Raw genomic sequence first — 25,762 nt, forward strand, 5'->3', positions numbered from 1 at the left:
CCGCTCCCCCCGCGAGGTTCCCATGACCGTACCGAGTTCTTCCGTGAGCACCGCACCCGCCCCGTCAAAACTCGGGCTGTGGGGTGTGGTCATGGTCATCTATTTCGCCGTGGCCGGCGGCGCCTTCGGGATCGAGGGGCTGGTCGGGTCGTCCGCGCCGGGCATGGCGCTGGTGCTCACGCTGGTCACGCCGCTGATCTGGAGCATTCCCACCGTGCTGATGGTCACGGAACTGTCCACCGCCATGCCGGTCGAGGGCGGGTACTACGTGTGGGTCAAGCGTGGACTGGGCCGCTTCTGGGGCTTCTGCCAGGGCTGGACGGCATGGCTGTACGGCGTGGTGATCGCGGCCTCCTTCGCGGCCCTGTTCCGCGATTACACGAGTTCGTTCCTGAACCTCGCCTTCGGGGTGGAGCTGCTCGATCAGAACCCGCTGGCGGGCTGGCTGGTCGCGGTGGCGCTGATCATCACCTTCGCGCTGGTGAACATCCGGGGGGCCAAGGCGGTCGGCGACTCCAGCAAGGTCTTCGCGGCCATGGTCTTCGTGCCGTTCATCGTCATGATCGTCCTGGCCGCCGCGAAATACGCCGCGAATCCCGTGCCGTTCTGGCAGCCGCTCACACCGCCCGACACCGGTCTGGTCGGGGCCTTCGGGCTGGGGCTGTTCATCGTCATGTACAACTACCTGGGCTGGGACAGCATCAGCACCGTGCTGGGCGAGATCCGCAATCCGCTGAAGGTCGTGCCCCGCGCCATGCTGATCGCCGTGCCGCTGGTCATCCTGGGCTACCTGCTGCCGGTGCTGGCCGGGCTGGTCGCCGGGGCCGACTGGACGACCTGGGGCGACAGCGCGAACTTCCCGGAGCTGGCCGCCGCGATCGGCGGGCGCTGGCTGGGCGTGTGGGTGGCGCTGGGCGGCATGTTCTGCGCCATGGGCCTGTTCAACGCGATGGTGCTGTCGAATTCGCGCCTGCCCTTCATCTTCGCCGCCGACCACTACCTGCCCGCCCGCTACGTGGAACGGCATCCGGTGTACGGCACGCCGTTCCGGTCGATCATCCTGGTGTCGGTGGTGTACGCCGCGCTGGCCTTCGGGCCGTTCGAGCGGCTGGCGGTCACGACCGTACTGCTGTACGGCGTGTCGCTGATCCTCCAGTTCCTGGCGCTGATCGCCCTGCGCGTCACGGCCCCGGACATGCCCCGGCCCTTCCGCATTCCCGGCGGCCTGCCCGGCGTGATCCTCGTGGCGCTGCTGCCCACCGCGATCATCCTGCTGGCCGTGCGCGGCACGGTTCTCGAGGAGGGCACGGGCTTCCTGACGCTGGCCGGCATGCTGCTGCTGTCCGCACCGCTGGCGTACGTGCTGCTCGGGGCCGTGTTCAAGCGCGGCAAGGCCGACACGCTGACACACGACCTGCGCCCCGCGCAGATGGACTGAGGCGAACCCTGCTCAGCTGCCCCGGTACGTCGAGTACGACCACGGCGTCATGACCAACGGCACGTGATAGTGCCCGCCCGCGTCCGCGACGGTGAAGCGCAGGGTGACCACATCCAGAAAGGGCGGGGTTGAGGCTGCCGCGAAGTCGGAGTAGTAAGCGCCCACATGGAAGGTCAGTTCGTACGTGCCGGCGCTGAGGGTGCCGCGCTCGATCAGCGGGGCGTCCGTGCGGCCGTCGGCGTTGGTAATGGCCTCGTTCAGTTTGCGCCGCGTGTGCCCCGTGACATCGTGCAGTTCCACCCGCACACCCTGGGCGGGGCGACCCCGCGCCGTGTCCAGCACGTGTGTGCTCAGGCCTCCGCCGGTCATCCGGAACCTCCGCGATTCCAGCACAGGCCGTGGACACATCGGCCTGTCCTTCCACCGCTCCTGTCCCGTATTCCTCTCAGACTCGCTCTCCTGCGGATCTCTGCGAGTCTGCTCGGATTCGCCTTCGGCTCACCGGAGTCTCTGTTCATGCCCGTTCCACCCACGCCTCCATCAGACCGTAGGGCTCGGGATCGACGTGGAAGATCTCGTTGTCGTTCTCCAGGCCGAAGCGTTCCAGGTTGTACCGCAGGTGGTGGCGGTTGGGCATCTGGAACCACACGCGCGAGATCTCCGGGCATGCGCCCAGCACGGCCTCGCCCAGGCGGTACAGGGTGTTCTGGAGGCTGGGCGAGTAGTGGTCGGTGAAGGTGCGCTGGATCTGATCGTATGCCCGCTGCCACACGGCGTCGTAGTCACAGCTGGCAGCGGCGTACTCCCACTTCGCGGTCACGACGGTCGCCATGATCCGGTCGTGCGATTCCGGCAGGGTCGTGAAGCGCTCGTCCAGCACGTACCCGGCCCAGCCGCTCTGGGTGGTCTTCAGGACAGATAGCTCATCAATGCCGCTCGTGACGGCAAACGTCTGACCGTCAGTAGTCTCGACGCGCACCGTGTGCTTGGGCATCTGCCGCACGAAGCCGTGGTCGTGCCCGGCGTCCCCCTCGCCCGGCAGGCGTGCCCACAGGTGCTCGGTGAATTCTGCAAAGCCCCCGGTGACCCTCGGGCCGGTCTGCACGAAATGGGCCAGGAGTTCCTTGCCGAACTCCTCGACGCTGCTCGCGAAGCCCTCCTTCGCCAGCGCGTAGATGGTGTTCCGCACGGTATCGGTGGCGAGCAGGCCCGCGTTGTCGCCGTCGGCGTGGGCCGCCCCGAAGTCGCCGGTCATGGCGACCCGCACGCGCACATCCCGCACCTCGTGCCGGGGCGTGTCCCGGAACACCTTGAACAGCTGGACGTCGGCCTTGCCGTAGTTGTTGTCGCCCAGCTTCACCTTCACCCGCAGCGTGTCCGTCATGCGTCCTCCTCCGTGATCAGATCCAGCACCCGCAGCCGGGCGATCCGGCCGATCTCATGCAGGGCCGCCGCCCGCTCCTGCTCGGGCGTGTTCGCCAGCCGCCGCCGCGCCCCCTCGAAGATGCTGGCCTTCGTATGCTCGCGGACACACACCACATACGGCAGGCCGAAGCGCTCGTGGTACGCGGCGTTAAGCCGGTGGAACTCGGCGTACTCGTCGGAGCTGAGGCGATCCAGACCCGCCGACGCCTGTTCGTGGGCACTCTCGGGGGTCAGGTCACCGGCCAGCGCGGCCTTGCCCGCCAGATCGGGGTGGGCACGGATCAGGGCCACCTGCTCCTCCTGCGAGTCGGCATCGAAGGCGCTGGCGAAGGCGGCGGCCACCGCCTCGGCACTGGCAAACGGCCGCGCCTGCGCGACCACCCGCGCATACCGGGGCGAGTGCTCCAGCACGCCCGCGAACTGGGCCTCGAAGTCCTGGGCACTCAGGGCGTTGATCTCGGACAGCGTCCGGGGGAATCTCGCAGTCACCACACCTCACCTCCAGAAAGCTCCCGCATTCTGCCGCACGCCTGCCCGCCGCGCCCACCTGACCGGAAGGTGAGAAAAGCACGTCAGCGCACTGAAGCCAAACCCCACCCCATGTCACCGCCGGCCCGTCAGGGTGAGGAACATGACGCCCCTCCGTACCGCGCCCCGGCTCCTGTCGCTCGGCCTCCTGACCGTCCTGCTCGCCGCGTGCGGTGCAACCGTGACCGTCACGCCCGAACCGAACCCCACCCCGAATCCGACGCCCACCCCGACCCCCAGCGAGGTCGCGGGCCTGATCAAGGGCAAGCTCACGCCCTTCAAGGCCGGAGACGCGAATTCGGTCTACGAGGGCAACGGGAAGCCTGCAAGCGATCCGCAGGGCGGCAGCCTTGTTGACTCCAACGGCAACCTGCTCACGGCCCTCGTGAGCGATCAGGGCGTGTTTGATATGGCTCTGCCGAACGTGGCAACCATGACGGCCTCACCGGATGCGAGTCTGTTATTCAACGTTCCAGATGTCTTCGGGTTGTGTGAGAGCAGTCAGACCACGGTGCCGGCTGGTCTCAAGGTCTATCCGATCAACTTCCTGACCACAGATACCAATAAGCGCATCGTGTCCGAAATCGACCCGAGCAAATCCAACCTGAACTACCGCACGTGGTGGTTCTCCAACATGGCAGCGACCGTGAAGTACACAGGCAACTGCACTGGGCTGGGGGCGATCAATACGACCTTCGCGCTCAAGCGCGGCTGGAATCTGATAGTCCAGGAAACCAATCCTGGCGTCTCGACCACGTACAAGGCATCGACGCAGCCGACGACGGCCGTGTCATGGCAGTACGCCGCCAACAGTCTGAACGCCACGGCACTCCAGTACCCCAACCTGCTGACGCCCTGGAAGAACCTCCCCCAGTACCGCAACCGCTGATCTTCCCTGCCCACGGCGACCGGCACTCCGCGTGTCCGGTCGCCGCTCTGCTGCGGCCCGCTCTACAGTGACCGGATGGACGTCCGTGCCCTGCTCCGCGAGACCTACCGTGCCGCGCTGGACGGCGTGCGGCCGGAGGCGCTGCTGGCTCCGCATCTGACCGGCACGCGGCCACATTTCGTGCTGGCCTTCGGGAAGGCGGCGGTGCCGATGGCGCGGGTGGCGCTGGAGGCGTTTCCGGGCGTGCCCGCGCTGGTGGTGCCGCCCGTGTGGGAGGACGTGCCGGGGGCCGAGGTGATCGCGGGGTCGCATCCGGTGCCCGACACCGCGAGCGTGCGGGCCGCCGAGCGGGCGCTGGAGCGGCTGTCCGCGCACCAGGCCGGTCAGACGGTACTGGTGCTGGTGTCGGGCGGGGGGAGTGCGCTGCTGTGTGCTCCGGACGGCGTGACGCTGGAACAGAAGGGAGCGCTGACCCGGGCACTGCTGCGGGCCGGAGCCGACATCCGCGAGCTGAACACGGTGCGCAAACACCTGTCGCGGGTCAAGGGCGGGCGGCTGGCGGCGGCGACCCGTGCCCATATCCGGGCGCTGCTCCTCAGCGACGTGGTGGGCGACGATCCCGCGACCATCGCCAGCGGGCCGACCGTGCCCGATCCCTCGACCTTCGCGGACGCGCTGGCCGTGCTGGATCGCTACGGCGTGGACGCCCCCGAGACCCGCGCCCACCTCCACGCCGGTCTGCGCGGCGACGTGCCCGAGACGCCGAAGGCCCTGCCGGACGTGTCGACGACCGTGATCGGCAGCACCCGGTTGCTGCTGGAGGCCGCCCGCACGCATCTGGAGGGGCGCGGCGTGCGGGCCGTGATTCTGGGCGACGCCTTCGTGGGCGACGTGCAGGAGGTGGCCCGGAGTCACGCGGCGGCGGTGCGTGACGCCCTGACCACTGGCAAGCCAGTCGTTCTGATCTCGGGCGGCGAGGCGACCGTGCGGGTGCGCGGGAACGGCGTGGGCGGACGCAACACGGAATTTGCGCTGTGGCTGCTGCGCGAGCTGGACGGTGTGGGTGTGCATGCCCTGTCGGCCGGATCGGATGGTGTGGACGGCAGCAGCCACGCGGCCGGGGCGTTCCTGACACCGGACACCCAGACGCGGGCCGACCGTGCTGGACTGGACTCGGCCGCCTTCCTGAACCGCAACGACGCCGCGTCGTTCTTCGCGGCACTGGGCGACCTGCTCGTGACCGGCCCCAGCGGGCACAACCTGAACGACCTGCGGCTGATCGCGGTGAATCTGGGGTGACCGGCGGGTGGGAGCGAGCAGCGGCATGACCCAGCCACCGACGCGACGCGCTCCGGATCGATATCGAGATGGGTCGTACAGTTCAATCCTGTCCTCAACCGCTCCACATATTGTGCCGCGACATACGCACCACACAATTCACAGCAGTTACGCTGACCACGTCAATAAAGAGGACTGTCGGAACAGGTGAGAGACCTGTCCGGTCAGGCATTCTGAGACGGTGTCAACCACATGGGATCACGCAGGAACGGAGATCAGCCCTGTCGGGCAATCTGCGACGTCTCTCTATTTGTTCCGGAGGTCTACTATGAAGAACATCATCCTCTGCATCACCCTGCTGCTGACCAGTACCGCCGTCGCCGGAGGCGGCAGCACCGTGCCGTCCGGCACGACCATCGCGGGCGTCGTCTCGAACGACCCGAACTTCAGCACGCTGCTCGCCGCCGTGCAGGCCGCCGGTCTGGTCGAGACCCTGAGCGGCCCTGGCCCCTTCACGGTCTTCGCGCCGACGAACGCCGCCTTCGCGAAGATCCCGCAGGCCGATCTCGACGCCCTGCTGAACGACCGCGAGAAGCTGCGCGCCGTGCTGCTGTACCACGTGGTGCCCGGCCGCGTGACCGCCGCGCAGGTCATGAACCTGACCACGGCCAAGACCGTGAACGGAGCGAACGTGAACGTCTCCATGATGGGCAGCAGTGTCATGATCAACGACTCCACCGTCACGCAGGCCGACATCCGCGCCAGCAACGGCGTGATCCACGTGATCGACACGGTGCTGATGCCCTGAGGTTCCCGCCTCACCACAGTGACCGGGGAGGGGAGCCGCGCGCTCGCTTCCCCGGTTTCCGGTTCTCTCCCACAGGACTTTCACCATGCCCAGACTTCCCCTCCGCTCCCTGCGGTTCGCCGCGCTCTCCCTGACGCTGCTGGGCCTCGGCGTGGCCGCCACCGCACCGCTGCGTGCGGCGTCGGCTCCCGCGGCCACACCGGCCGCCACGGCCCCGCCCGCGACGCCGCGCCCGGCCGATCCGGCTCCACTCCCCACCCCCGCGTCCCGGACGGTGGCGCTGCGCTGGTCGGTGCCGGAGCCGCGGCTGGTGGGCGGCGCGGTCGAGCGCCCCCTGCTGCACCGCGAACTGCCCCTGACGCTGACGGCCACGCAGGTCGCGCAGGTGCGGGCGGCGGGGACGCTGGAGCCCATCCGGGCGGAGCTCGGGCGGGTGTACGCGGCGGTCGAGGGGCGCACGCCGCGTGACCTGCGGTTCGTGCGGCGGGGCGGACGCTGGGTGGGCGAGGCGCGCACGGGCTGGACGGTCGACCGCGCGGCGAGCGGGGCGGCGCTGCTTGCGGCCCTGCGGGGGGACGCCGCGGCCAGTCCGCTGACCGTGACGTTGCAGGCTCCGGCGCGTTCCGTGCGCTGGGCGGCGCAGGAGAAGCTCCAGCACCTCGGCAGCGGCGAGTCGGGCTTCGCGGGCAGCCCGGACTTCCGGGTGCACAACATCCGTGTGGGGGCGGCGCGGGTGCATGGGGCGTGGGTGGCGGCGGGCAGGGGCTTCTCCTTCAATGCCCTGATCGGCCCGATCAGCGCCGCGACCGGTTTCCGGCCGGGGTACGTGGTCACGGGGAACACGCTGAGCACCGAGGACGGCGGCGGGCTGTGCCAGGTGAGCACCACGGTGTTCCGCGCGGCGTTCCGGGCGGGCCTGCCGATCACGGAGCGGCACGCGCACTCGTATCAGGTGGCGTACTACGGCGACCCCGGCCTGGACGCGGCCGTGTACGCCCCGGCCAAGGATCTGCGCTGGCGCAACGACACGGGCGGCCCGGTGCTCGTGCAGGCCGCGTGGGACGTGAAGAAGGAGGCCCTGACCGTGTCGCTGTTCGGCCGCGCCGACGGCCGCACGGTGAGCATCGGGAAGGCGGTCGTCACGCGGCGGCGGCCCGCGCCGGAGCCGAGTTTCGTGGTCGACCGCGAGCTGGAGGCCGGGGGCGCGCGGCGCATCGACATGCCCGCTGCGGGCCTGCGGGCGGCCGTGACACGCACCGTGACCGTCCCGGGGGGGCCGACGCGGCGCGACACCGTGACCAGCACGTACCGCGCATGGGGCGGCGTGTTCGCGGTGGCTCCCGGCGACGAGCGTCTGCGCTGAGGTCTGATCGGACGGCACGCCGGCCCTCTGCGTGGGGCCGGCGTGCCCGTGTGTGGCCCTGTCACCTCGCGGCGGACAATTGCGGCCGGCGAACTACTCCCGTACAGTGGAAGTCAGTTTCACCAGATGGAAGTCGCCCCCCGCCCGAGCCGCAAGGAGTGCCCCGTGACGACCCCCACCCACCCCCACCTGACCCTTCCGGACGGCATGACCATCACCGGCCCCCTGAAGCCCGGCTACGAGGAGATCCTGACGCCGGACGCCCTGGCGTTCGTGGCGGAACTGCACCGCCGCTACGAGGGCCGCCGCGCCGACCTGCTCGACGCCCGCGAGGCCCGGCAGAAGCGCCTGGACGCCGGCGAGAAACCGGACTTCCTGCCGGGCACGAGGGGCGTGCGTGAGGGCGAGTGGAAAATCGCGCCGCTCCCGGACGACCTGAAAGACCGCCGCGTGGAGATCACCGGGCCGGTCGACCGCAAGATGATCATCAACGCGCTGAACAGCGGGGCGCGGGTGTTCATGGCGGACTTCGAGGACGCGAGCAGCCCCACGTGGGAGAACTGCGTGGAGGGGCAGATCAACCTGCGGGACGCCGTGCGCCGCACGATTTCACTGGAGGCGAACGGCAAGAGCTACCGGCTGAATGACAAGACCGCCGTGCTGCTCGTGCGCCCGCGCGGGTGGCACCTGCCGGAGAAGCACGTCACGGTGGACGGGCAGACGCTGGCCGGCGCGTTCTTCGACTTCGGGCTGTACGTCTGGCACAACGCCAGGGAACTGCTGTCGCGCGGCAGCGGCCCGTACTTCTACCTCCCCAAGATGGAATCTCACCTGGAAGCCCGGCTGTGGAACGACGTGTTCACGCTGGCCGAGCAGCGCGTCGGGATTCCGCACGGCTCGATCAAGGGCACGGTGCTGATCGAGACGATCCTGGCCGCCTTCGAGATGGACGAGATCCTGTACGAGCTGCGCGAGCACTCCGCGGGCCTGAACTGCGGGCGCTGGGACTACATCTTCAGCTACATCAAGAAGTTCCGCGAGGACGGGAACGCGATTTTGCCCGACCGGGCGAAGGTCACGATGGCCGTCCCGATGATGCAGAACTACAGCAAGCTCGCCATCCAGACGTGCCACAAACGCGGCGCGCCCGCGATCGGCGGCATGAGCGCGTTCATCCCGGTCAAGGGCGACGAGGCGAAGAACGCCGCGGCCTTCGAGCAGGTGCGGATCGACAAGGAGCGCGAGGCGACGAACGGCCACGACGGCACGTGGGTCGCGCACCCTGGCATGGTGGGGCTCGCCACCGAGGTCTTCGACCGCGTGATGCCGGAACCGAACCAGATCGACAGCGGCAAACAGCGGGAACTGACGATCACGGCCGCCGACCTCCTGACCCCGCCGGACGGCGCGGTGAGCGAGGCGGGCGTGCGGACGAACATCAACGTCGGCATCCAGTACCTCGCGGCGTGGCTGCGCGGCAGCGGCGCGGTGCCGATCCACAACCTGATGGAGGACGCCGCCACCGCCGAGATCTCCCGCGCGCAGCTGTGGCAGTGGCTGAACCACGCCGTGACCCTGGAGGACGGCCGGACGCTCACGCCGGAACTGTTCGACACCCTGTACGCCGACGAGGTGGGCCAGCTCGGCCCGGATTTCGCGGACGCTGCCGCGCTGTTCCGCCGCACCGCCACCGAGCGCCCCCTGATGGACTTCCTGACCCTGCCCGGCTACGCGCAGCTCGCCTGACGTGAACGCCACCACGGGCGAGGGCGGCACGGGCGTCCGCACGCTGGAACGCGGACTGGCGGTGCTCGCCGCCCTCGCGGAGCGGCGCGCGGCCACCCTGACGGTGCTCGCGCGGGACGTGAACCTGAGCGCCAGCACCGTGTCGCGGCTGCTGGACACGCTGGTGCAGCAGGGCTTCGCGGAGGTCGGCGACGGGGGCGCGTACCGCGTGGGCCCGCGCGCCGCGCAGGTCGGGCACGCCTACGACGCGCACGACGCCCTGCTGGCCGCCGCGCACCCCGTCATGCGGGCCGTGGTGGACGACCTGAACGAGAGCGCGAACCTCGCCGCGCTGCGGGGCGAGGGGGCCGTGTACGTCGCGCAGGTCGAGGGCCGGCAGCTGGTGCGGATGTTCACGCAGCTCGGGGCCGCCGCGCCCCTGCACGCCAGCGGCGTCGGCAAGGCCCTGCTGGCATGGCGGGACGACGCGGACGTCGCCGCGCGCCTCGGCCCCGGGCCGTACCCGGCGTTCACGCCGCACTCCCTGACCACGCTGGACGCCTACCGCACCGAACTGGCGCGCGTCCGCGCCCAGGGCCACGCGCTGGACGACCAGGAACGTGAACTCGGCGTGCGCTGCGTCGCCGCCCCCGTCCGCGACGGCGCGGGCCGCGTGGTTGCCGCCCTGAGCGTCTCCGCGCCCACCTCCCGCCTGACGGAGGCCGAGGTGCCCCGGTTCGCCGCGCGGATCACGCAGGCCGCGCAGGACATCTCGCGGGCGCTGGGGTGGACACCGCCAGCCCAGTCCGTATGATCGGCTGACCCGGAGGAGCCGATGCCCACGCCACCCCTGAGCCTGACCCCCGCCGCGCACGCCCTCGCCGCGCACCTGCACGCCGAGCTGCGCGGCCGCTGGACGACCCTGCCGGATGCCTCCCCACCCCCGCCTGGCCCGGTGCCCGCCTTCCGCGCCGCGCCCATCCCCGACGACCTGCACGGCCGCCGCGCCGAGCTGATCGTCGAGGCGTCCGACCTGCCCGCCCTGCGCCGCGCCCTCGACTCGGACGCCGACGCGGTCGTCATCGACCTCGACGACACCTTCTCCCCCACCCGCGCGAACGTGCAGGCCGCGTACGACGCGCTGGAGTGGGCGGCCACCACAGGAAAGCCGCTCCTCGTGCGGCCCCGCGCCCTGTACGCCACGGAACCGCACCTGACCCTCGGCGGGCCCGGAATCGCCGCCCTGTGCGACCTGAGCGCCATCCTGGCTGCCCGCCCAGGCGATCCGCCGCACCTGTACATCCCCAAGCTGGAGACCGTGGCCGAGGCGCAGTTCTGGCACGACGCCCTGACCCTCGCAGAGGCGCACCTAGGCCTGCCTGCGGACACCGTGCACGTGTGCCTCCAGATCGAGACCTTCCCCGGCCTGCTGCACGCCGAAGCGCTGCTGCACGCCCTCCACCCCCGCGCGTACGGCCTGAACGCCGGGCGGTGGGACTACGTGTTCAGCCTTGTCAAACACGTCGGCCCCACCCGCGCCGGCCCCGTGCCCACACGCTCACAGCTCACCATGGACGTGCCCGCCATGCGCGCCTACGCCGAGCACCTCGTCGCCGTGTGCCGCGAGCACGGCGCGGAGGCCATCGGCGGCACCGCGTCCCTCGCCCCCGACCCCGCCGACCCCACCCCCGCCCTCGACGCCGTGCGCGCCGACAAGCAGCGCGAGGCCGCCCAGGGCTTCACCGCCGCGTGGGCCGGCCTGCCGGAACTGGTCGGGGTGGTGCGGGAGGGGATTGCGAGTCAGTCGAGTGAAACCCCTCAGTCCGCTTCGCGGCCAGCTCCCCTTGAGGGGAGCCAACGAGCAGATCATTGCCTCCCCTTGAGGGGAGGTGCCCGAAGGGCGGAGGGGTTCACCGGGCCTGGCCTCTCCGCGACCCTCACCGCCCTCCCCACCCCACCCGCCATCCCCGTGGCGGAACTCCGAGATTCCATCTCCCTGGCGCTGGACGTGTTCGCGGCGTGGCTGGAGGGGCGCGGCGTGGTGGTGCGCGCGGGGCGGGTGGAGGACACGGCGACGGCGGAGCTGGCGCGGGCGCTGGTGTGGCAGTGGGTGCGGGTGGGCGCGCGGCTGGACGACGGGGAGGTGTTGACCCCGGCGCGGTACCGGAGCGAGCGGGGGGCGCTGATGCCGGACAATGCGGGAGCATCACGGTTACTTGATCATCTGGTGCTGGCCGAGGTGTGCCCAGCCTACTTCCCACGTGAGGCGCAATCTCTGTTCCCTGACCTCTTCCAAGGAGTGAGCCCTTGACCGTGAATCCGAGCGTGAACCTGAGTGAGTTGAATGCCCGCGTGCTGGCCGCGTGCGCGGAGCTGGCGCGGCTGACAGAGGTGCCGGGCGAGACGACCCGCCCGTACCTGTGCCCGAGCACGCGCGACGTGCACGCCTTCCTGTTCGCGTGGGCGGCCCGGCTGGATCTGAGCGTGCGGGTGGACGCGGTGGGGAACCTCCGCGCGCGCCGTGAGGGGCCGCGCCCGGACGCGCCGACCCTGTACGCGGGGTCGCACATCGACACGGTGCCGAACGCGGGGGCCTTCGATGGGGTTCTTGGCGTGCTGCTCGCGTACGCGCTGGCCGAGGCGGTGCAGGGGCAGGAGCTGCCGTTCGCGCTGGAGCTGCTGGCGTTCTCGGAGGAGGAGGGCGTGCGCTACGGCGTGCCATTCATCGGGTCGCGGGCGCTGACCGGCACGGCCGACGCGATGCTGGGCCTGACGGACGCGGACGGGCTGACCGTCGCGGACGCCATTACCCAGTTCGGCCTGAACCCGGATCAGCTGCCGGAGGCGCGGGTGCAGGGTCAGTCGCTGGGCTTCCTGGAATTCCACATCGAGCAGGGGCCAGTGCTCCAGGCGGCAGGCGCGGCGGTGGGCGTGGTCACAGCGATTGCCGGGCAGAACCGCGTGCTGCTGGACTTCACGGGCCGGGCGTCGCACGCGGGCACCACGCCCATGTTGCACCGGCGGGACGCGCTGGCGGCGGCGGCGCGATTCGTGGTGGCGGCGGAAGACCGGGCGCGGCACACGCCGGGCCTCGTGGCGACGGTGGGGGTCATGCACGCGCGGCCGGGCGCGATCAACATCGTGCCGGGGGACGTGCACTGCACGCTGGACATCCGCCACGAGCACGACGCCGTGCGGCTGGAGAAGCTGCCGCTGCTGCTGGCCGACGCCGAGCGCTTCGCCACCGAACGCGGCGTCACGCTGACGGTCACGCCGAAGATGGAGGAACCCGCCACGCCGATGGACGCGGGCTTCCGGGCGCTGCTGCACCGCGCGGCGGAGGCCGAGGGCCTCGCGCACCCGGAGCTCGTGAGCGGCGCGGGGCACGACGCGATGGTCATGGCGACCGTCATGCCCGCCGCGATGCTGTTCATCCGCTCGCCGAACGCGCTGAGCCACCACCCGGACGAGATGGTGAACGCGGAGGACGTGGAGGCCGCCCTGCGCGTCGGCGTGCGCTTCGTGGAGGAGCTGGCGCAGGAGGTGCGCGCGTGAGTTTCGACACGATCGTGCGCGGCGCGCAGGTCGTCACGCCGGACGGTGTGCGCCGGCTGGACATCGGGATCGCGGACGGGGTGATCGTGGAGCTGGGCGAGGAACTCACCGGCGGCGCGGAGGTGGATGCCACCGGCCTGCATGTCTTCCCCGGCGTGGTCGATGCCCACGTGCACCTGAACGAGCCGGGCCGCACAGAGTGGGAGGGTTTCGAGACGGGCACGCGGGCGCTCGCGGCGGGCGGCGCGACGACCTTCCTCGACATGCCGCTGAACTCCAGCCCCCCCCTCCTGAGCAGGGAACGCTTCGACGAGAAACGCGCGCTGGGCGAGGCGAAGTCGCGGCTGGACTTCGGGCTGTGGGGCGGCCTGACCCCGCTGAACCTGGGTGAACTGGACGATCTGGCGGACGCGGGCGTGATCGGCTTCAAGGCGTTCATGTCGAACTCCGGCCTGGACGAATTCCCCGCCGTGGACGACGTGACCCTGTACGAGGGCATGCGCACGGCCGCCCGCCTGGGCCTGGTGGTGGGCACGCACGCCGAGAGCGACGACTTCACCCGCCGCCTCACGCAGACGGCGCGGGCCGAGGGGAAACGCGGCGTGCGCGACTACCTTGCGTCGCGGCCCGTGGTGACGGAGCTGGAGGCCGTGGGGCGGGCCCTCCTGTTCGCGCAGGAGACGGGCGCGGCCCTGCACCTCGTGCACCTCAGCAGCGGCGCGGCCGTGGCGATGGCCGCCGAGTGGAAGGCGAGGGGCGTGGACGTGACCGTCGAGACCTGCCCCCACTACCTGCACTTCACCGACGAGGACGTGGAGCGCATGGGCGCGGCCCTGAAGTGCGCGCCGCCCCTGCGCCCCCGCTCCGTGCAGGACGACCTGTGGCGACACGTGCTGAACGGGGATGTGGATACCATCGGCTCCGACCACTCCCCCGCCCCGCCGGACATGAAGACCAGCGACGACTTCTTCGCCCTGTGGGGCGGCATCTCCGGGGCGCAGAGCACCCTGAACGTCCTGCTGGACGGCGGCCACCACCGCCGGGGCCTCCCGCTGGAACTCGTCGCCGCCCTGAGTGCCCTGAACCCCGCCCGCCGCTTCCGCCTGCCCGGCAAGGGCCGCGTGGAGGTCGGTGCGGACGCCGACCTCGCCCTGGTGAAGCTGGACGAGGCCTTCACTCTGACCGACCTGCACGACCGCTGGCAGCAGAACCCCTACCGCGGCGAGACCTTCCGCGGCCGCGTCCATGCCACGTACCTGCGCGGCCGCAAGATCTACGGGCAGGGCGTGTTCGACGACTCGGTGCGGGGACGGCTGGTGCGCCCGGTGGGCGCGTCGGAAGGTCGGAACGCCTGAACGTCGACCCCCCCCTCTGCCCCGGCCCTCACCCGTTCAGACCCTCAGACCCCCAAGGAGCTCCTCTGTGAAACATCTCGGCGTCACGCGAAGTTCGTTGCAGCAGTCCCATGCGGTCATCACGCCGGAGACCTTCGTGCGCACGGCGCTGGCGGAGTGGCCGGGCAGTGCGGTCGTGCTGCACATCGCGCCGGTGATCGGGCTGGGGGCGCGGTTCGTGCAGTTCACGGCGGAGATGCCGGCGGGCGCGGTGGCGCGGGAGTCCGCGCACGGGTACCAGCGTTTCGCCTTCGTGCTGGACGGCGAGGTCACGGTGTCGGTGGACGGTGAGGCCCGGACGCTGCGCGAGTCCGACTACGTGTTCCTCCCGGCGGGGGTCGCGCACACGATCACGGCCTCCTCGGCCGCGCGCGTGTCGGTGTTCGAGAAGCCGTACGAGGTCTCGGGCGTGACGACGCCGGCCGTGTACTGGGGGAACGAGCGGGAGAACGCCGGATACGCCTTCGAGGGCGACGACCACCTGATCGCGCGTAAGCTGCTGCCGGACAGCCCGGAGTTCGATTTCATGGTCAGCACCATGAGTTTCGCGCCGGGCGCGACGCTGCCATACGCGGAGATCCACTACATGGAGCACGGCCTGCTGATGCTGGAGGGCGAGGGCCTGTACAAGCTCCAGGACACGTACTACCCGGTGGCGCGGGGGGACGTGATCTGGATGGGCGCGTACTGCCCGCAGTGGTACGCGGCGCTGGGGCGTCACTGGAGCAAGTACCTGCTGTACAAGGACATGAACCGTCATCCGCTGACGGTGGGAGGATGGACGCCATGACCAGACGTGAGCTGCCCCTGACCGACCACTACGACGTGAAGCGCGGCGAGGACGGCCACCGGTACATCGTGCCGCTGATCCGGGGCTTCAACCTGACGCGCATTCCGCTGCTGAACAAGGGCACGGCGTTCACGGCCGAGGAGCGCGAGCTGCTGGGCCTGGACGGGCTGCTCGCGCCGCAGGTGGACTCGCTGGAGGTGCTCGTGGAGCGCCTGTACGGCGACTACTCGAAGCTGGACGACCCCATGCGGAGGCACACGTTCCTGCGCAACCTGCAGGATCGCAACGAGGTGCAGTTCTACGCGCTGCTGTCCCGGCATGTGGAGGAGATGCTGCCGATCGTGTACACGCCGACGGTGGGCGAGGCCGTGAAGCGCTTCTCGCAGATCTACCGCTACCCGCGCGGCCTGACGATCAGCACGCAGAACGTGGCGCGCGCACGGCAGGCGCTGGCGAACGTGCCGCTGAACGACGTGCGGATCATCGTGGCGACGGACTCCAGCGCGATCCTGGGCATCGGGGATCAGGGCTTCGGCGGCATGGCCATTTCCATCGGCAAGCTCTCGCTGTACACGGTGGCGGGCGGCGTGGGCCCCGACAAGACCCTGCCGGTCGAGCTGGACGTGGGCACGGGCCGCCAGGATCTGCGCGACGACCCGCACTACCTGGGCGTCAAGCACGAGCGCCTGACGGGCGAGGCGTACCTGCAGTTCGTGGACACCTTCGTGGAGGCCACGCTGGAGCGCTACCCGAAGGCGATCATCCAGTGGGAGGACTTCAGCAAGGACGCGGCGTTCGAGGTGCTGCACCGCTATAGACGGGTCGTGCCGAGCTTCAACGACGACATCCAGGGCACGGGCGCGGTCGTGCTGGCGGGCGTGCTGAACGCGTGCCGCGTGAAGGGCGAGCGCCTCGCGGAGCAGGTCGTGGTCGTGCACGGCGCGGGCGCGGGCGGCGCGGGCGTGGCCGCCGCGATCCGCGAGGGGATGCGCCGCGAGGGCCTGGACGACGCGGCGATCAGCGCGCGGGTGTTCGTGCTCGACTCGCGCGGGCTCCTGACCGACGACCGCGACATGGAGCCCTATAAGCGCGAGCTGGCAACGCCGAGGGAACTCGCGGCCGGGTGGTCGGGCACCGATCTGCTGAGCGTCATCCGCGACGCAAAGGCGACCGTGCTGCTGGGCCTGAGCGGGCAGGGCGGCATCTTCAGCGAGGAGATGGTGCGCGCCGCCGCCGCGAACACCGAGCGGCCCATGGTCTTCCCCCTGAGCAACCCCACCGCGAACACCGAGGCGCTGCCGGAGGACATCCTGCGCTGGACGGACGGCAAGGCGCTGGTCGCCACGGGCAGTCCCTTCGCGCCGGTCACGCAGGCTGGCCAGACGTACGAGATCGGGCAGGGGAACAACGCGTTCATCTTCCCCGGCCTGGGTTTCGGCGCGATCCTGGCGCGCGTGCGCGAGATCACGGACGGCATGGTCACGGCCGCCGCGTACGCCCTGGCCGCGTACACCGAGGCGCACCACCCCACGCGCCTGTACCCGCCGGTTGCTGAACTGTCGAAGGCCAGCGTGGAAGTCGCCGTGGCCGTCATCCGGCAGGCCCTCGCGGACGGCGTGGCGACCGAGTTCGAGGTGCGCCGCCTGTCGGGCGAGGAACTGCGGGCCTTCGTCGAGCGCAAGTTCTGGCAACCCAAGCACCTGCCCTTCCGCCTGGAGTAGGGGGCGGGGTGGTGAGGTGAGAGGGAGGGACGAGGGTTGGTGCTCAAGGCAGGCTTGCATGAAGGTCGTTTGAGACGGCAGGGTTCAGTGAAGCTGCGTAAACCCCTCAGCCACCTTCGGTGCCAGCTCCCCCAATGATTTGATGGTTGCCTTCCCTTGAGGGGAGGTGCCCCGAAGGGGCGGAGGGGTTCGCCCGCAGCTCCCCCCTCACGGCACCGGCCGCGCCAGCTGCACCGACCTGCCCGCCGACGTCACCAGCGTCAGCAGGCCACCCCCGACCCTGAAGGTGCGCGTGGTCTGGAGGTCGTTCAGATACGTCTGTTCCTGGGTCTAGAGGGCCGGACTGACGCAGGCGCGGCGGGTCGTCGCCAGCGGGCCGATGCTCAGGGTGTCGTCCTGCACGCTGTACTGTCCCCGGAAGGTGTTGCAGCCGGCGAATCCGTCCACGCGGCCGTCCGGGCCGAAGCGCAGGGTCAGCGGCTGCTCACCCTGGCCGCCGACGAGCCGCCACGGCGCGACCAGGCTCCGTTCGGCGGAGCTGCCATAGACGAAGACGGCGCGGGCCTTCCCGGTCGTCAGGGTGAGCGTGGTGCCCCGGCGGACGAACACGCGGGCCTGCGCCAGTACCTTCAGATACCGCCCCTCGGCGGCCAGCACGGGGGCCGGGCACGCGCGGCGGGTCGTGGCGAGGGACCGCAGCTTCAGCGTCTGGGCGGTGAAGATGGCGGTGGTCATGAAGGTGTTGCAGCCCGCGAAGCCCGAGACGCGGGTGCCCTCCTCGGTGCTGATGCCAGTGCCCAGCAGCCGCAGGGTCGGGGCATCCGGGCCACCGAACGAGAGCGTGCCGGCGGCATCCGTCAGGCGGGTCAGCGACCATGTGCCGTCCGCGATCTGTCCGCTTCCGGTCTGGGCAGCCCCGGACGCGCCGAGCAGCGCGGCCAGCATAACCATCCATCCCCTCACTGGACATCCAGTGCGAGCCAGAACGCGCACTTGTGATCCGTGGCGAAGGTGGTGCTCTCGCGGATGCTGACCGGGGTGAAGACCTGCACGTTCGCATGGGCCGGATCGAAGACCTGCCACGCCGCCTGACCGCCGACCTCCGGCTTCCCGGTCTTGACGAAGGTCGCCCACGCCGCGCTGAAGGCGTCCGAGAGCGCCCGCTGGGCCGGCGTGAACGCGCCCGAATCGGCCACCCCTGGCAGCGGCGTCTGGAAGGCGTAGACCAGACTGCTGCTGTGGTACGAGCCGAGCCCCGGCAGGTCGGAGGGCGATTTGATCACGCTCACGGCCTGGGGGTCGTTGAATTCGTAGGCGTAGACCGGCACGTACCGAGACAGCGCCGTGTTCACCCGGATCGCCGGACAGCTGAACACGCCGTCGGTGAACATGGTGGCAAAGGCCAGGGCGGGCGTGCCGTAGCGCCGGAAGGGGTACTGGAGCAGCACCCGCTGGGCACGGGGAGCCCCCACCAGCAGGCCCGCGCTGGCCCAGTACTTCACCAGAGACACGGGCGAGCCGTCCGGGGACGCGACCGGCACGAACAGGCGGCCCTCGTCGTGGTTGGTGCCCGTCATGACCGGCACGCGGTTGAAGGCCCCCTGGGTGAAGGCGTCGTTCAATGTCCGGGGCAGCAGCGGCGTGCCGTAGGTGGGCGACCACACCAGATTGCTGATCGGCCGCAGGCCGGGCACCCTCGTGGTGAGCAGCTTCGACACGTCCGCACCGCGCAGGCACGCCACGTCGGTGCTGCGGCACCCGAGGTTCTCGGCGTACTTCACGTTGCGGGTGGCGGCGTCCTTCTGCAGGACGGCGTTGCCGGGGCTGGTGCATAGCCCGCTCTGGATGATCGCCTGCTGGAACAACCCCGCCGCCTGCGGGGAGGCGAGCTGCGCACACACGCTCATGCCGCCGGCCGATTCTCCGGCCACAGTCACGCGGGCCGGATCACCCCCGAAGGCCCCGATATTGCGTTTCACCCACGTCAGAGCCGCCTGCTGATCCTGCAGGCCGTAGTTGCCGGACGCCCCGCCCTGGGCCTCGGCGTCAAGGGCCGGGAGGGCCAGGAAGCCCAGGGCACCCAGCCGGTAGTTCAGCGTGACCACCACGATACCGTTCTTCTGCGCCAGGACGCTGGCGTCATAGCTGCTGCCCGCCCCGGCGACGAAACTACCTCCGTGGATCCAGACCATCACGGGGAGTTTGCTCGCGGCCGTGGCTCCCTGCGGTGCGTAGACGTTCAGGGTCAGGCAGTCCTCGTTCCCCAGGATCTCGCCGGGGGTGCGGCCTGGCACGGGGAACAGCGCGATCACAACCTGCGGGCAGATGTTCCCAGCCGTGCGAACGTCACGCGGGGCCGTCCAGGTGGGCGCGGGCTGCGGGGCCTTCCAGCGGTTGGGGCCGGTGGGAGGCGCAGCATACGGAATCCCCAAAAACTGCTGGACGGGCGTGGCCGAGCCCACCACCGGCCCCTGCGTGGTGGGCACCGTGACCGTCTGCGCCTGAGCGGCAGACAGCAGCAGGCTGGCAGCGACAAACAGCGACTGTAGACCAGAGCTGACATTCATGCAGTCCTCCACAGGAGCAGACCAGCGTCCCCGTCCGGGAGGGTGACCCGGTCATCAGGCCGCACGACAGAGCATGGCTCGGTAACAACGATCACGATATGGAGCGAGGATGAATACGTTGATGTCGTGGGATCGGCAGTCTCCGGCCAGAACACGAAAACCGTGGAAAGGACGCCCTCAGCCGTCTACGGTGCGATCCTTCAGCTCCTCGGGGGTCGGTGCGTCGATATAGGGATCGGGGGGCACGTCCCGGGACGTGATCGGCGCGCTGATCAGGGGCCTGAAGTCCTGGTCAGCCACGAATTCCCAGCGGCGGCGGCCCAGCTGGGCGAACGCAAGACTCCCTATAAACAGGGCCAGCAGGATCAGCATGAAGGTGGGGTAGCGGCCCTCGAACGCCCCGCTCAGGGCGTGCCGGAAGGCCCCGACGCTCTGCGTGACGGGCAGCCAGTCGTGGATGACCTGGAACACCCGCGGCGCGACCTCGACGGGATAGCTGCCACCGGACGCCGCGAGTTGCAGCACCAGCAGGATCAGGGCCAGCAGGCGGCCCGCCGCACCGAAGCAGACGATCAGGGCCAGCACCATCATCAGGAAGGTCATGCTGGAGGCCACAGCGGTCAGCACCACCTGGCCAGGGTGCAGGAAGTCCACGCCCAGCAGGTGCACCCCGAGCACGACCAGCAGCGCCTGCACGGTCACCAGCACGGCGGGGGCGGCGGCCTTGCGCAGCACCCGCGCCAGCTGCGACGAGCGCCGACCGCTGCGCGGCAGCTGCTGGTACGGAAAGATGAACGTGGTCAGCGTGACGCCCACCCACAGGCTCAGGGCCATGAAGTACGGGGCGAAGGCCGCGCCGTTGTTCTTGACGGCGGCGAAGGTCTGGATGTCGGGCGTCACGCTCACGCTCAGGCCCTGGGGGTCGCCGGTCAGGGCGTCCACACGGGTGGGGATCTTCGCCTGGAGCGCCGTCAGCCCGTCCAGGAGCCGGCCGGCCCCGGCGTTCACGTCGTCGGCCCCGGCCTGCAGCTTGTCGGCCCCGGTGGCCACGCGGGTCAGGCCCTGGCCGAGCGTCTCACTGCTGGCCGCCAGGGTGCGGGCACCGCCCTTGACCGCGTTCAGGTCGTCCTGGGCAGGCAGCTGGCGGGTGATCTCGCCCAGGCCGGTTCTGAGCTTCGCGGTGCCGTCCACCAGCGACGCCACGCCGGTCTGTACGGTCGCCGCACCGGTCTGCACCGACCGGGCACCGGCCGCCGCCTGCGTGGTGCGGTCGGCCAGGGTGGCCGCTCCCTGCTGCACGTCCTGAAGGCCACGGGCCAGGGCCGTGGCGCTGCCCGATATGGTCTGCGCGCCCTGGACGGCCCCGGACAGGCCGCTGCGGGCGGTGCCCGCCTGGGTCGCCAGCGTGTCCGCGCCGCCCGCCAGGTCGCGCAGGGTCTCCGCCAGGCGCGTGGCGTCGGACTCCAGGGCACCGGCCGCCTGGACGGTGCTGGCCGCGCTGTCACGGGCGGCCGTCAGCGCAGTGGCCAGGTCGGTGGCAGCCTCGCTGGTCTGCCCCACCCCCGGCAACCGGGGCCCGGCCGGGGCGGGGGCGGACACAGGGGTGCCGACCGCGCGGCGCAGGGGCGTGCCCAGCTGCTCCAGACGGGTGCGCAGCGCCACGCTCTCGGTGCGCACGCGCTCGGCCTGGGCGGTCAGGGTGGCCACGTCCTCGCGAACGACCTGCGGCACCAGCAGCTGCGAGCGCAGGCTGACATTCATGGCAGCCATCGTCTGAGAGAACGTGCTGGCGCTGGCGGCGAACTGACGGGCGCTGGCCGTCGCCTGGGTCACGCCGGTATTCAGGGCGGGCAGCTGCACACTCAGCGGCGTGACCGGCTGCGTGAGCTGCCGCGCCGCCGTGTCCAGGCGGGACGCGCTGGCCGCGAGCTGCGTGGCGCGGCCGCTCAGCCCGTCCAGGGTGGTCTGGAGGGCCGGCAGCCGCTCGGCAATCTGGCTGCTCCCGGTGGCGAGCTGGGCGGCACCGTTGCTGGCGGCCTGAGCAGACTCGGCCAGGCGGCCAGCGCCCTCCGCGAGCTGGCCCACGCCATCCTGTACGTCGGGCAGCGTCGTGGCCAGGGTGCCGCTGCCCTGCGCGAGCTGCCGGGCACCGTCGGCGGCACTCCGGGCACCCCCCGCCACGGTCTGGGCACCGCCGGCCAGTGAATCCAGGCTGCCGGCCAAGGCGCCGGCCCCGCTGGCCACGCGGGCCGAACCAGCGGTCAGGGGGGCCAGGGACTCGGCCGTGGGCACGGCGGCGTTCAGCGTCTTCAGGCCACGGCCCAGCGCGGCGCTGCCATCGGTCAGGCGGGTGACCGCGCCCGAGAGTTCGGTGGCCCCGGTCACGAGTTCCTGACCGCCCCCCGCCGCGCTGCGGGCACCCGTGGCCAGGGTACCGGCGCTGTACGCGAGCTGCCGCGTGCCGATCTTGAGCTGCGAGGCTCCCTCGGTCAGGCGGCCGGTGGCGTCCCGCAGGCCAGTCAGGTCGCGCTGGGCCTGGGCCAGGGTGCGCTGCACGACGGTCCAGCGGGTCTCGCCCAGGGTGGCGTTCAGGTCGTCGGCCAGGGTGCTGGCGAAGGTGGCGGCCACGCGGCTGGCGAAGTAGTTGCTGCCCTCGGCGACATAGAAGTTCAGGGTGCCGTGATCCGCACTGCTGCCGGCAACCGCGTGCGCACTGAAGGTCTTCGGGATCACCAGCGCGAAGTAGGCGTCGCCGCGCCGCACGGCGTCATGGGCCGCCTGCTCGGTGGAGTACGTGGTGTAGCGGAAGCTGGGGGTGCGGGTCAGGTCGCGCACGACTTCCTGGCCCAGGCGATAGGTCGTGCCGTCACTCACAGTACCGGCGTCCAGATCGACCAGGGCCACCGGCAGGTTCTCCAGGTGGCCGTAGGGATCCAGGGCGCTGCTCAGGTAGATGGTGGCGTAGGCCAGCGGCACGGCGGTGATCGCGGCGGCCGAGACCCACATCATGGGCCAGCGCCACAGCCGGCGCTCGGCGGAACTCAGGCGGCGGTAGTCGTCCAGCAGGGTATGGAGGCGAAGGGGGGCACGTGACGGCATGGGCTCTCCTGGCAGGCACTGGGCTGTGGACTGAAAGTGCCCGGAGTATGCCCGCTGCACAGGTGAGTATGCTCAGTAGTTGACAGATCGTCAAGTGACAGACTGTCACTTCTCTGGTACGCTGTGACGCATGCCGGCCATGCCCCCCGCCCGCCGCCTGGACGCCGACACGCGCCGGGAGCAGATCCTGAATGCCGCCCAGGCCCTCTTCATCGAGCGCGGCTTCGAGGGGGTCGCCATGACCGATGTCGCGCGGGCGCTGGGCACGTCCCGGCCGACGGTGTACACCTATTTCACATCCACCACAGACATGCTCGGGGCGCTGCTGGAGGCCCGGCTGCCCGCGCTGTGGGCCCGGCTCCGGCCGGTGCTGGAGGCCGGCCAGGGCCGCGATCCGGCCGCCGTCGACTACGCCGCCATCCATGCCGCGCTGCTCCAGGAACGCGACCTGTTGCTGCTCATGCACTCCGGGGGCGGCCCCACCTTCCGCGAACAGCGCCGGCACTTCCTGGATCAGCTCGCCACGCGGCTCGCGCCGTACCGGCCCGCACCAAGTGCCGGGGACACCGGCGCGCTCGTGATCATCACGCTGCTGCTGGAGGCCGTGGCGGTCGAGGCCCTGCGCCACCCGGAGAACACGCCGCCGGCCCTGCACCAGACGCTCCCGGTCTTCATCTCGGGGGGCCTGGACGCGCTGCGCGGACGTCCCGAGTGAGCACGCGGGCGCCGTTGCTCGGTACACTCAGGGCGTGACCGATCCGACGACCCCGGCCGTTCTGGTGATCGTGGGCGGCTCGATGGCGGCCGTGAAGGCCCCGTCCGTGCTGCGCCGCCTGCGCGAGCAGGGCGCGGCCGTGCGCGTGATCGCCACGCGCTCGGCCCTGGCCTTCATCACGGAACTGAGCCTGAGCACCGCCGCCGACGGCCCGGTCGGCACCGATGTCCACTGGTTCGAGCCCCGACCGGACGCCCTGCACCTGACCCACGCCAGGGTCGATGCCGCCGTGGTCGTGGGCGCGTCGGCCGAGCTGCTGGCGGGGGCGGCCGGCGGGCACGCGAACGATCTGGCGCTGGCGACCCTGCTCAGCGTGCGGGGGCGGGTGCTGTGGGTGCCGGCCATGAACGAGGCCATGTGGCGCAGTCCCGCCGTCCAGGCCAACGTGGAGCGGCTGCGCGGATGGGGCCACGCCTTCCTGGGGCCGGAGGTCGGAGCCTTCGGCACACGGGGCGAGGGCTCGGGCCTGGGGCGCATGGCCGAACCGGAGGACATCGCCGCACACGTGCTGGCGCTGCTGCGGCCAGTCACGCGTGACCTCGCGGGCCGCACGGTCGTCGTGTCGGCCGGCCCGACCCGCGAGTACCTCGACCCGGTGCGGTTCATCAGCAATCCGTCGAGCGGCAAGATGGGCTTCGCCGTGGCCGAGGAGGCGCGTGACCGGGGAGCGAGCGTGGTGCTGGTGACCGGCCCCGTGACGCTGCCCGACCCGCCGGGCGTGACCACCGTGCGGATCGAGTCGGCGCTGGAACTGCGTGACGCCGTGATCCGTGCCGCACAGGACGCGGACATCGTGGTCATGACCGCCGCCGTCGCGGACTACCGGGCGGCCGACCAGGCGACCGAGAAGCAGGCCAAGGTCGCGGGCGACGTGACCATCCACCTGACGCCGAACCCTGACATCCTGGCGCAGCTCGGGGCCGACAAGGGGGAGCGGGTGCTGGTGGGCTTCGCCATGGAGACGCATGCCGGGGTGGAACGTGCCGCCGCCAAGGCCCAGCGCAAGAACGCCGACTTCATCCTGCTGAACTACCCCACGCGCGAGGGCACGGCCTTCGGGGGCGACGACAACCAGGTCACACTGGTGCGCCCGGACGGCACGCACGAGGACTGGCCGCGCACCAGCAAGCGCGAGGTGGCCCGCCGGCTGCTGGACGAGGCCGTCCGGGGGCTGCGCCCGTCCACCACCCCGCAGCCTGCCTGAAGCCAGCACAGCTCACCCTCAACCGCTCCTGCGCCGGGGCTGCCCTCCGGCCACCGACTCCAGCACGCGGCGCCACGCCTGAACGTCACCACGCACGACTGCGCTGCCGTCAGTGACGGTCTCCAGCCGCTCCGGATGTTCCAGCAGGGTCAGGAAGGTGGTCGGAGTGGTCGTGAGCTGCGCGTCGCCCGGCCCCGTTGCCCCGGACTGGATGTGGATCTGCCCGTCGGCCACGTCCACCGTCCAGACCGCTCCATCCAGATCGAGCCGCAGACTGGCCGGAGGCGCGTCGGCCGCGGGGCGGGCCGTGGTTCGCAGGTACAGCAGCACCGAGGCCGCGCTGAGGGTGGTCGGCCCCGGGGGCGGCGGCAGGTGGGCGCCCCAGGTGCCCATGGCCAGCAGCACCGGCTCCAGGCGGCGTCCGGCGTCGGTGAGGGTATACACCCACGCACCGGCCGGGAGCGGGAGCTGGCGGCGCTCCACCACGCCCCGCTCCTGAAGCTCGCGCAGCCGGTCGGCCACGAGGTTCGAACTGGCCCCCGCCAGCGCCCGGCGCAGATCAGAGAACCGCTGTGGGCCGAACAGCAGTTCCCGCACGACGAGCAGGGCCCAGCGCTCACCGATCACGTCCAGGGCGCGGGCAATCGGGCAGGCATCGTGGTAGCTCCGGCATGTGGGCATGGCAGTCGAACCTCTGTGGTTGCAGTGTACAACCCGACGGTTGTTTTTCACAACCATTGCTGGTACCGTGGCGCAACGCAAGTGAAGCCGTGCGTGTGCCGTGTCAGGCTTCGGGGGGAGACCTGTGGAACACGCAGTCGTGCATTTCGAGATCATCGGCCGTGACCCCCGGCAGCTCCAGCACTACTATGCCGAGCTCTTCGGGTGGACCTCCGACACCAGCCATCCGGTCGCGCCGGAGATCTCGGAGCCGGGCAGCTACGGCTTTCTGTCCCCCGCGCAGGGCGGCCCGGTGGTGGCGGGCGGCATCGGGGGTGGGCCGGGGTACGCGGAGCATGTCATCGTCTACGTGGGCGTCCCGGATGTCGAGGCGGCCCTGACCCGCGCCGCAGCGCTGGGCGGCACCCGCGTCCTGGGTCCTGTCGCCCGTCCCGACGGCCAGCTGATGCTCGGCCACTTCCGGGATCCACAGGGACACCTCATGGGCGTGGCCGGCCCCCGGTGACCTCTGCCCGGCGTGGG

General features: G+C 70.9%; 22 protein-coding genes. 15 read left to right on the top strand and 7 right to left on the bottom strand.

Annotated features, from left to right (window positions below):
- Positions 1-43 precede the first annotated feature (43 nt).
- Entirely contained in the window at positions 44-1,438 is a 1,395-nt protein-coding gene (locus tag U2P90_RS17565) for an APC family permease (RefSeq protein WP_322473145.1), read from the top strand.
- Positions 1,439-1,450: 12 nt separating this feature from the next.
- Here the strand turns inward: U2P90_RS17565 and uraH are convergent, their stop codons facing one another.
- The 3 genes from uraH to uraD all read right to left on the bottom strand — a co-directional run bounded on the left by uraH (position 1,451) and on the right by uraD (position 3,352).
- Entirely contained in the window at positions 1,451-1,807 is a 357-nt protein-coding gene (gene uraH, locus U2P90_RS17570) for a hydroxyisourate hydrolase (protein ID WP_322473146.1), read from the bottom strand.
- Between the two features lie 145 nt (positions 1,808-1,952).
- On the bottom strand, positions 1,953-2,822 hold the full coding sequence (gene pucL, locus U2P90_RS17575) for a factor-independent urate hydroxylase (protein WP_322473147.1): 870 nt from the start codon (positions 2,820-2,822) through the stop codon (positions 1,953-1,955).
- Positions 2,819-3,352, bottom strand: a complete 534-nt coding sequence (uraD, locus tag U2P90_RS17580; protein WP_322473148.1) for a 2-oxo-4-hydroxy-4-carboxy-5-ureidoimidazoline decarboxylase — start codon at positions 3,350-3,352, stop codon at positions 2,819-2,821. Before uraD ends, pucL begins: the two co-directional genes overlap by 4 nt.
- Before the next feature lie 142 nt (positions 3,353-3,494).
- On the opposite strand from uraD, the gene U2P90_RS17585 reads away from it, so the two are divergent.
- From U2P90_RS17585 to U2P90_RS17635, 11 genes are all read left to right on the top strand, one after another.
- Entirely contained in the window at positions 3,495-4,280 is a 786-nt protein-coding gene (locus U2P90_RS17585; protein WP_322473149.1) for a hypothetical protein, read from the top strand.
- Positions 4,281-4,355: 75 nt separating this feature from the next.
- Positions 4,356-5,579 carry a glycerate kinase type-2 family protein gene (locus U2P90_RS17590; protein ID WP_322473150.1) on the top strand — a complete coding sequence of 408 codons (1,224 nt, stop codon included), beginning with the start codon at positions 4,356-4,358 and terminating at the stop codon, positions 5,577-5,579.
- Positions 5,580-5,886: 307 nt separating this feature from the next.
- Positions 5,887-6,366 carry a fasciclin domain-containing protein gene (locus U2P90_RS17595; RefSeq protein ID WP_322473151.1) on the top strand — a complete coding sequence of 160 codons (480 nt, stop codon included), beginning with the start codon at positions 5,887-5,889 and terminating at the stop codon, positions 6,364-6,366.
- 85 nt (positions 6,367-6,451) lie between these two features.
- Positions 6,452-7,729: a VanW family protein gene (locus U2P90_RS17600; RefSeq protein WP_322473152.1), complete on the top strand. Its 1,278-nt coding sequence runs from the start codon at positions 6,452-6,454 to the stop codon at positions 7,727-7,729.
- 207 nt (positions 7,730-7,936) lie between these two features.
- Positions 7,937-9,475 carry a malate synthase A gene (gene aceB / locus U2P90_RS17605; protein ID WP_322474721.1) on the top strand — a complete coding sequence of 513 codons (1,539 nt, stop codon included), beginning with the start codon at positions 7,937-7,939 and terminating at the stop codon, positions 9,473-9,475.
- Between the two features lies 1 nt (position 9,476).
- Complete coding sequence (locus tag U2P90_RS17610; protein ID WP_322473153.1) at positions 9,477-10,268, top strand: IclR family transcriptional regulator; 792 nt, start codon at positions 9,477-9,479, stop codon at positions 10,266-10,268.
- A 21-nt stretch (positions 10,269-10,289) separates the two neighbouring features.
- On the top strand, positions 10,290-11,765 hold the full coding sequence (locus U2P90_RS17615; protein ID WP_322473154.1) for an aldolase/citrate lyase family protein: 1,476 nt from the start codon (positions 10,290-10,292) through the stop codon (positions 11,763-11,765).
- Positions 11,766-11,767: 2 nt separating this feature from the next.
- Positions 11,768-13,009 (top strand): allantoate amidohydrolase, encoded by a 1,242-nt coding sequence (locus tag U2P90_RS17620; RefSeq protein ID WP_322474722.1) that lies wholly within the window; start codon positions 11,768-11,770, stop codon positions 13,007-13,009.
- The gene (locus tag U2P90_RS17625) at positions 13,006-14,364 is read left to right on the top strand and encodes an allantoinase (protein WP_322473155.1); all 1,359 of its coding nucleotides are present in this window, start codon (positions 13,006-13,008) and stop codon (positions 14,362-14,364) included. The genes U2P90_RS17620 and U2P90_RS17625 overlap by 4 nt, the downstream gene beginning before the upstream one ends.
- A gap of 67 nt (positions 14,365-14,431) precedes the next feature.
- On the top strand, positions 14,432-15,193 hold the full coding sequence (gene allE / locus U2P90_RS17630) for a (S)-ureidoglycine aminohydrolase (RefSeq protein WP_322473156.1): 762 nt from the start codon (positions 14,432-14,434) through the stop codon (positions 15,191-15,193).
- Positions 15,190-16,914, top strand: coding sequence for an NAD-dependent malic enzyme (locus tag U2P90_RS17635; protein ID WP_322473157.1), 1,725 nt, complete (start codon positions 15,190-15,192; stop codon positions 16,912-16,914). The genes allE and U2P90_RS17635 overlap by 4 nt, the downstream gene beginning before the upstream one ends.
- A gap of 330 nt (positions 16,915-17,244) precedes the next feature.
- Here U2P90_RS17635 and U2P90_RS17640 read toward each other — a convergent pair whose 3' ends face one another.
- The 3 genes from U2P90_RS17640 to U2P90_RS17650 form a co-directional block, all read right to left on the bottom strand.
- Positions 17,245-17,865, bottom strand: a complete 621-nt coding sequence (locus U2P90_RS17640; RefSeq protein ID WP_322473158.1) for an META domain-containing protein — start codon at positions 17,863-17,865, stop codon at positions 17,245-17,247.
- Positions 17,866-17,873: 8 nt separating this feature from the next.
- Positions 17,874-19,481 carry a carboxylesterase/lipase family protein gene (locus U2P90_RS17645; protein WP_322473159.1) on the bottom strand — a complete coding sequence of 536 codons (1,608 nt, stop codon included), beginning with the start codon at positions 19,479-19,481 and terminating at the stop codon, positions 17,874-17,876.
- A 177-nt stretch (positions 19,482-19,658) separates the two neighbouring features.
- Entirely contained in the window at positions 19,659-22,580 is a 2,922-nt protein-coding gene (locus tag U2P90_RS17650; RefSeq protein ID WP_322473160.1) for a YhgE/Pip domain-containing protein, read from the bottom strand.
- Positions 22,581-22,710: 130 nt separating this feature from the next.
- Here U2P90_RS17650 and U2P90_RS17655 point away from each other — a divergent pair, with 130 nt between their 5' ends.
- A complete protein-coding gene (locus tag U2P90_RS17655; protein WP_322473161.1) occupies positions 22,711-23,295 on the top strand; it encodes a TetR/AcrR family transcriptional regulator in 585 nt (194 codons plus the stop codon).
- A gap of 34 nt (positions 23,296-23,329) precedes the next feature.
- Positions 23,330-24,559 (top strand): bifunctional phosphopantothenoylcysteine decarboxylase/phosphopantothenate--cysteine ligase CoaBC, encoded by a 1,230-nt coding sequence (gene coaBC / locus U2P90_RS17660; RefSeq protein WP_322473162.1) that lies wholly within the window; start codon positions 23,330-23,332, stop codon positions 24,557-24,559.
- 18 nt (positions 24,560-24,577) lie between these two features.
- On the opposite strand, the gene U2P90_RS17665 is transcribed toward coaBC, so the two are convergent.
- Positions 24,578-25,240, bottom strand: a complete 663-nt coding sequence (locus U2P90_RS17665; RefSeq protein WP_322473163.1) for a winged helix-turn-helix transcriptional regulator — start codon at positions 25,238-25,240, stop codon at positions 24,578-24,580.
- Between the two features lie 124 nt (positions 25,241-25,364).
- Between U2P90_RS17665 and U2P90_RS17670 the strand changes: the two genes are divergently transcribed.
- Positions 25,365-25,745 carry a VOC family protein gene (locus tag U2P90_RS17670; protein ID WP_322473164.1) on the top strand — a complete coding sequence of 127 codons (381 nt, stop codon included), beginning with the start codon at positions 25,365-25,367 and terminating at the stop codon, positions 25,743-25,745.
- The last annotated feature ends 17 nt before the right edge of the window (positions 25,746-25,762 follow it).

Origin of the sequence: Deinococcus sp. AB2017081 (genome assembly GCF_034440735.1) — a bacterium.
Classification (GTDB): Bacteria; Deinococcota; Deinococci; order Deinococcales; family Deinococcaceae; genus Deinococcus; species Deinococcus rufus.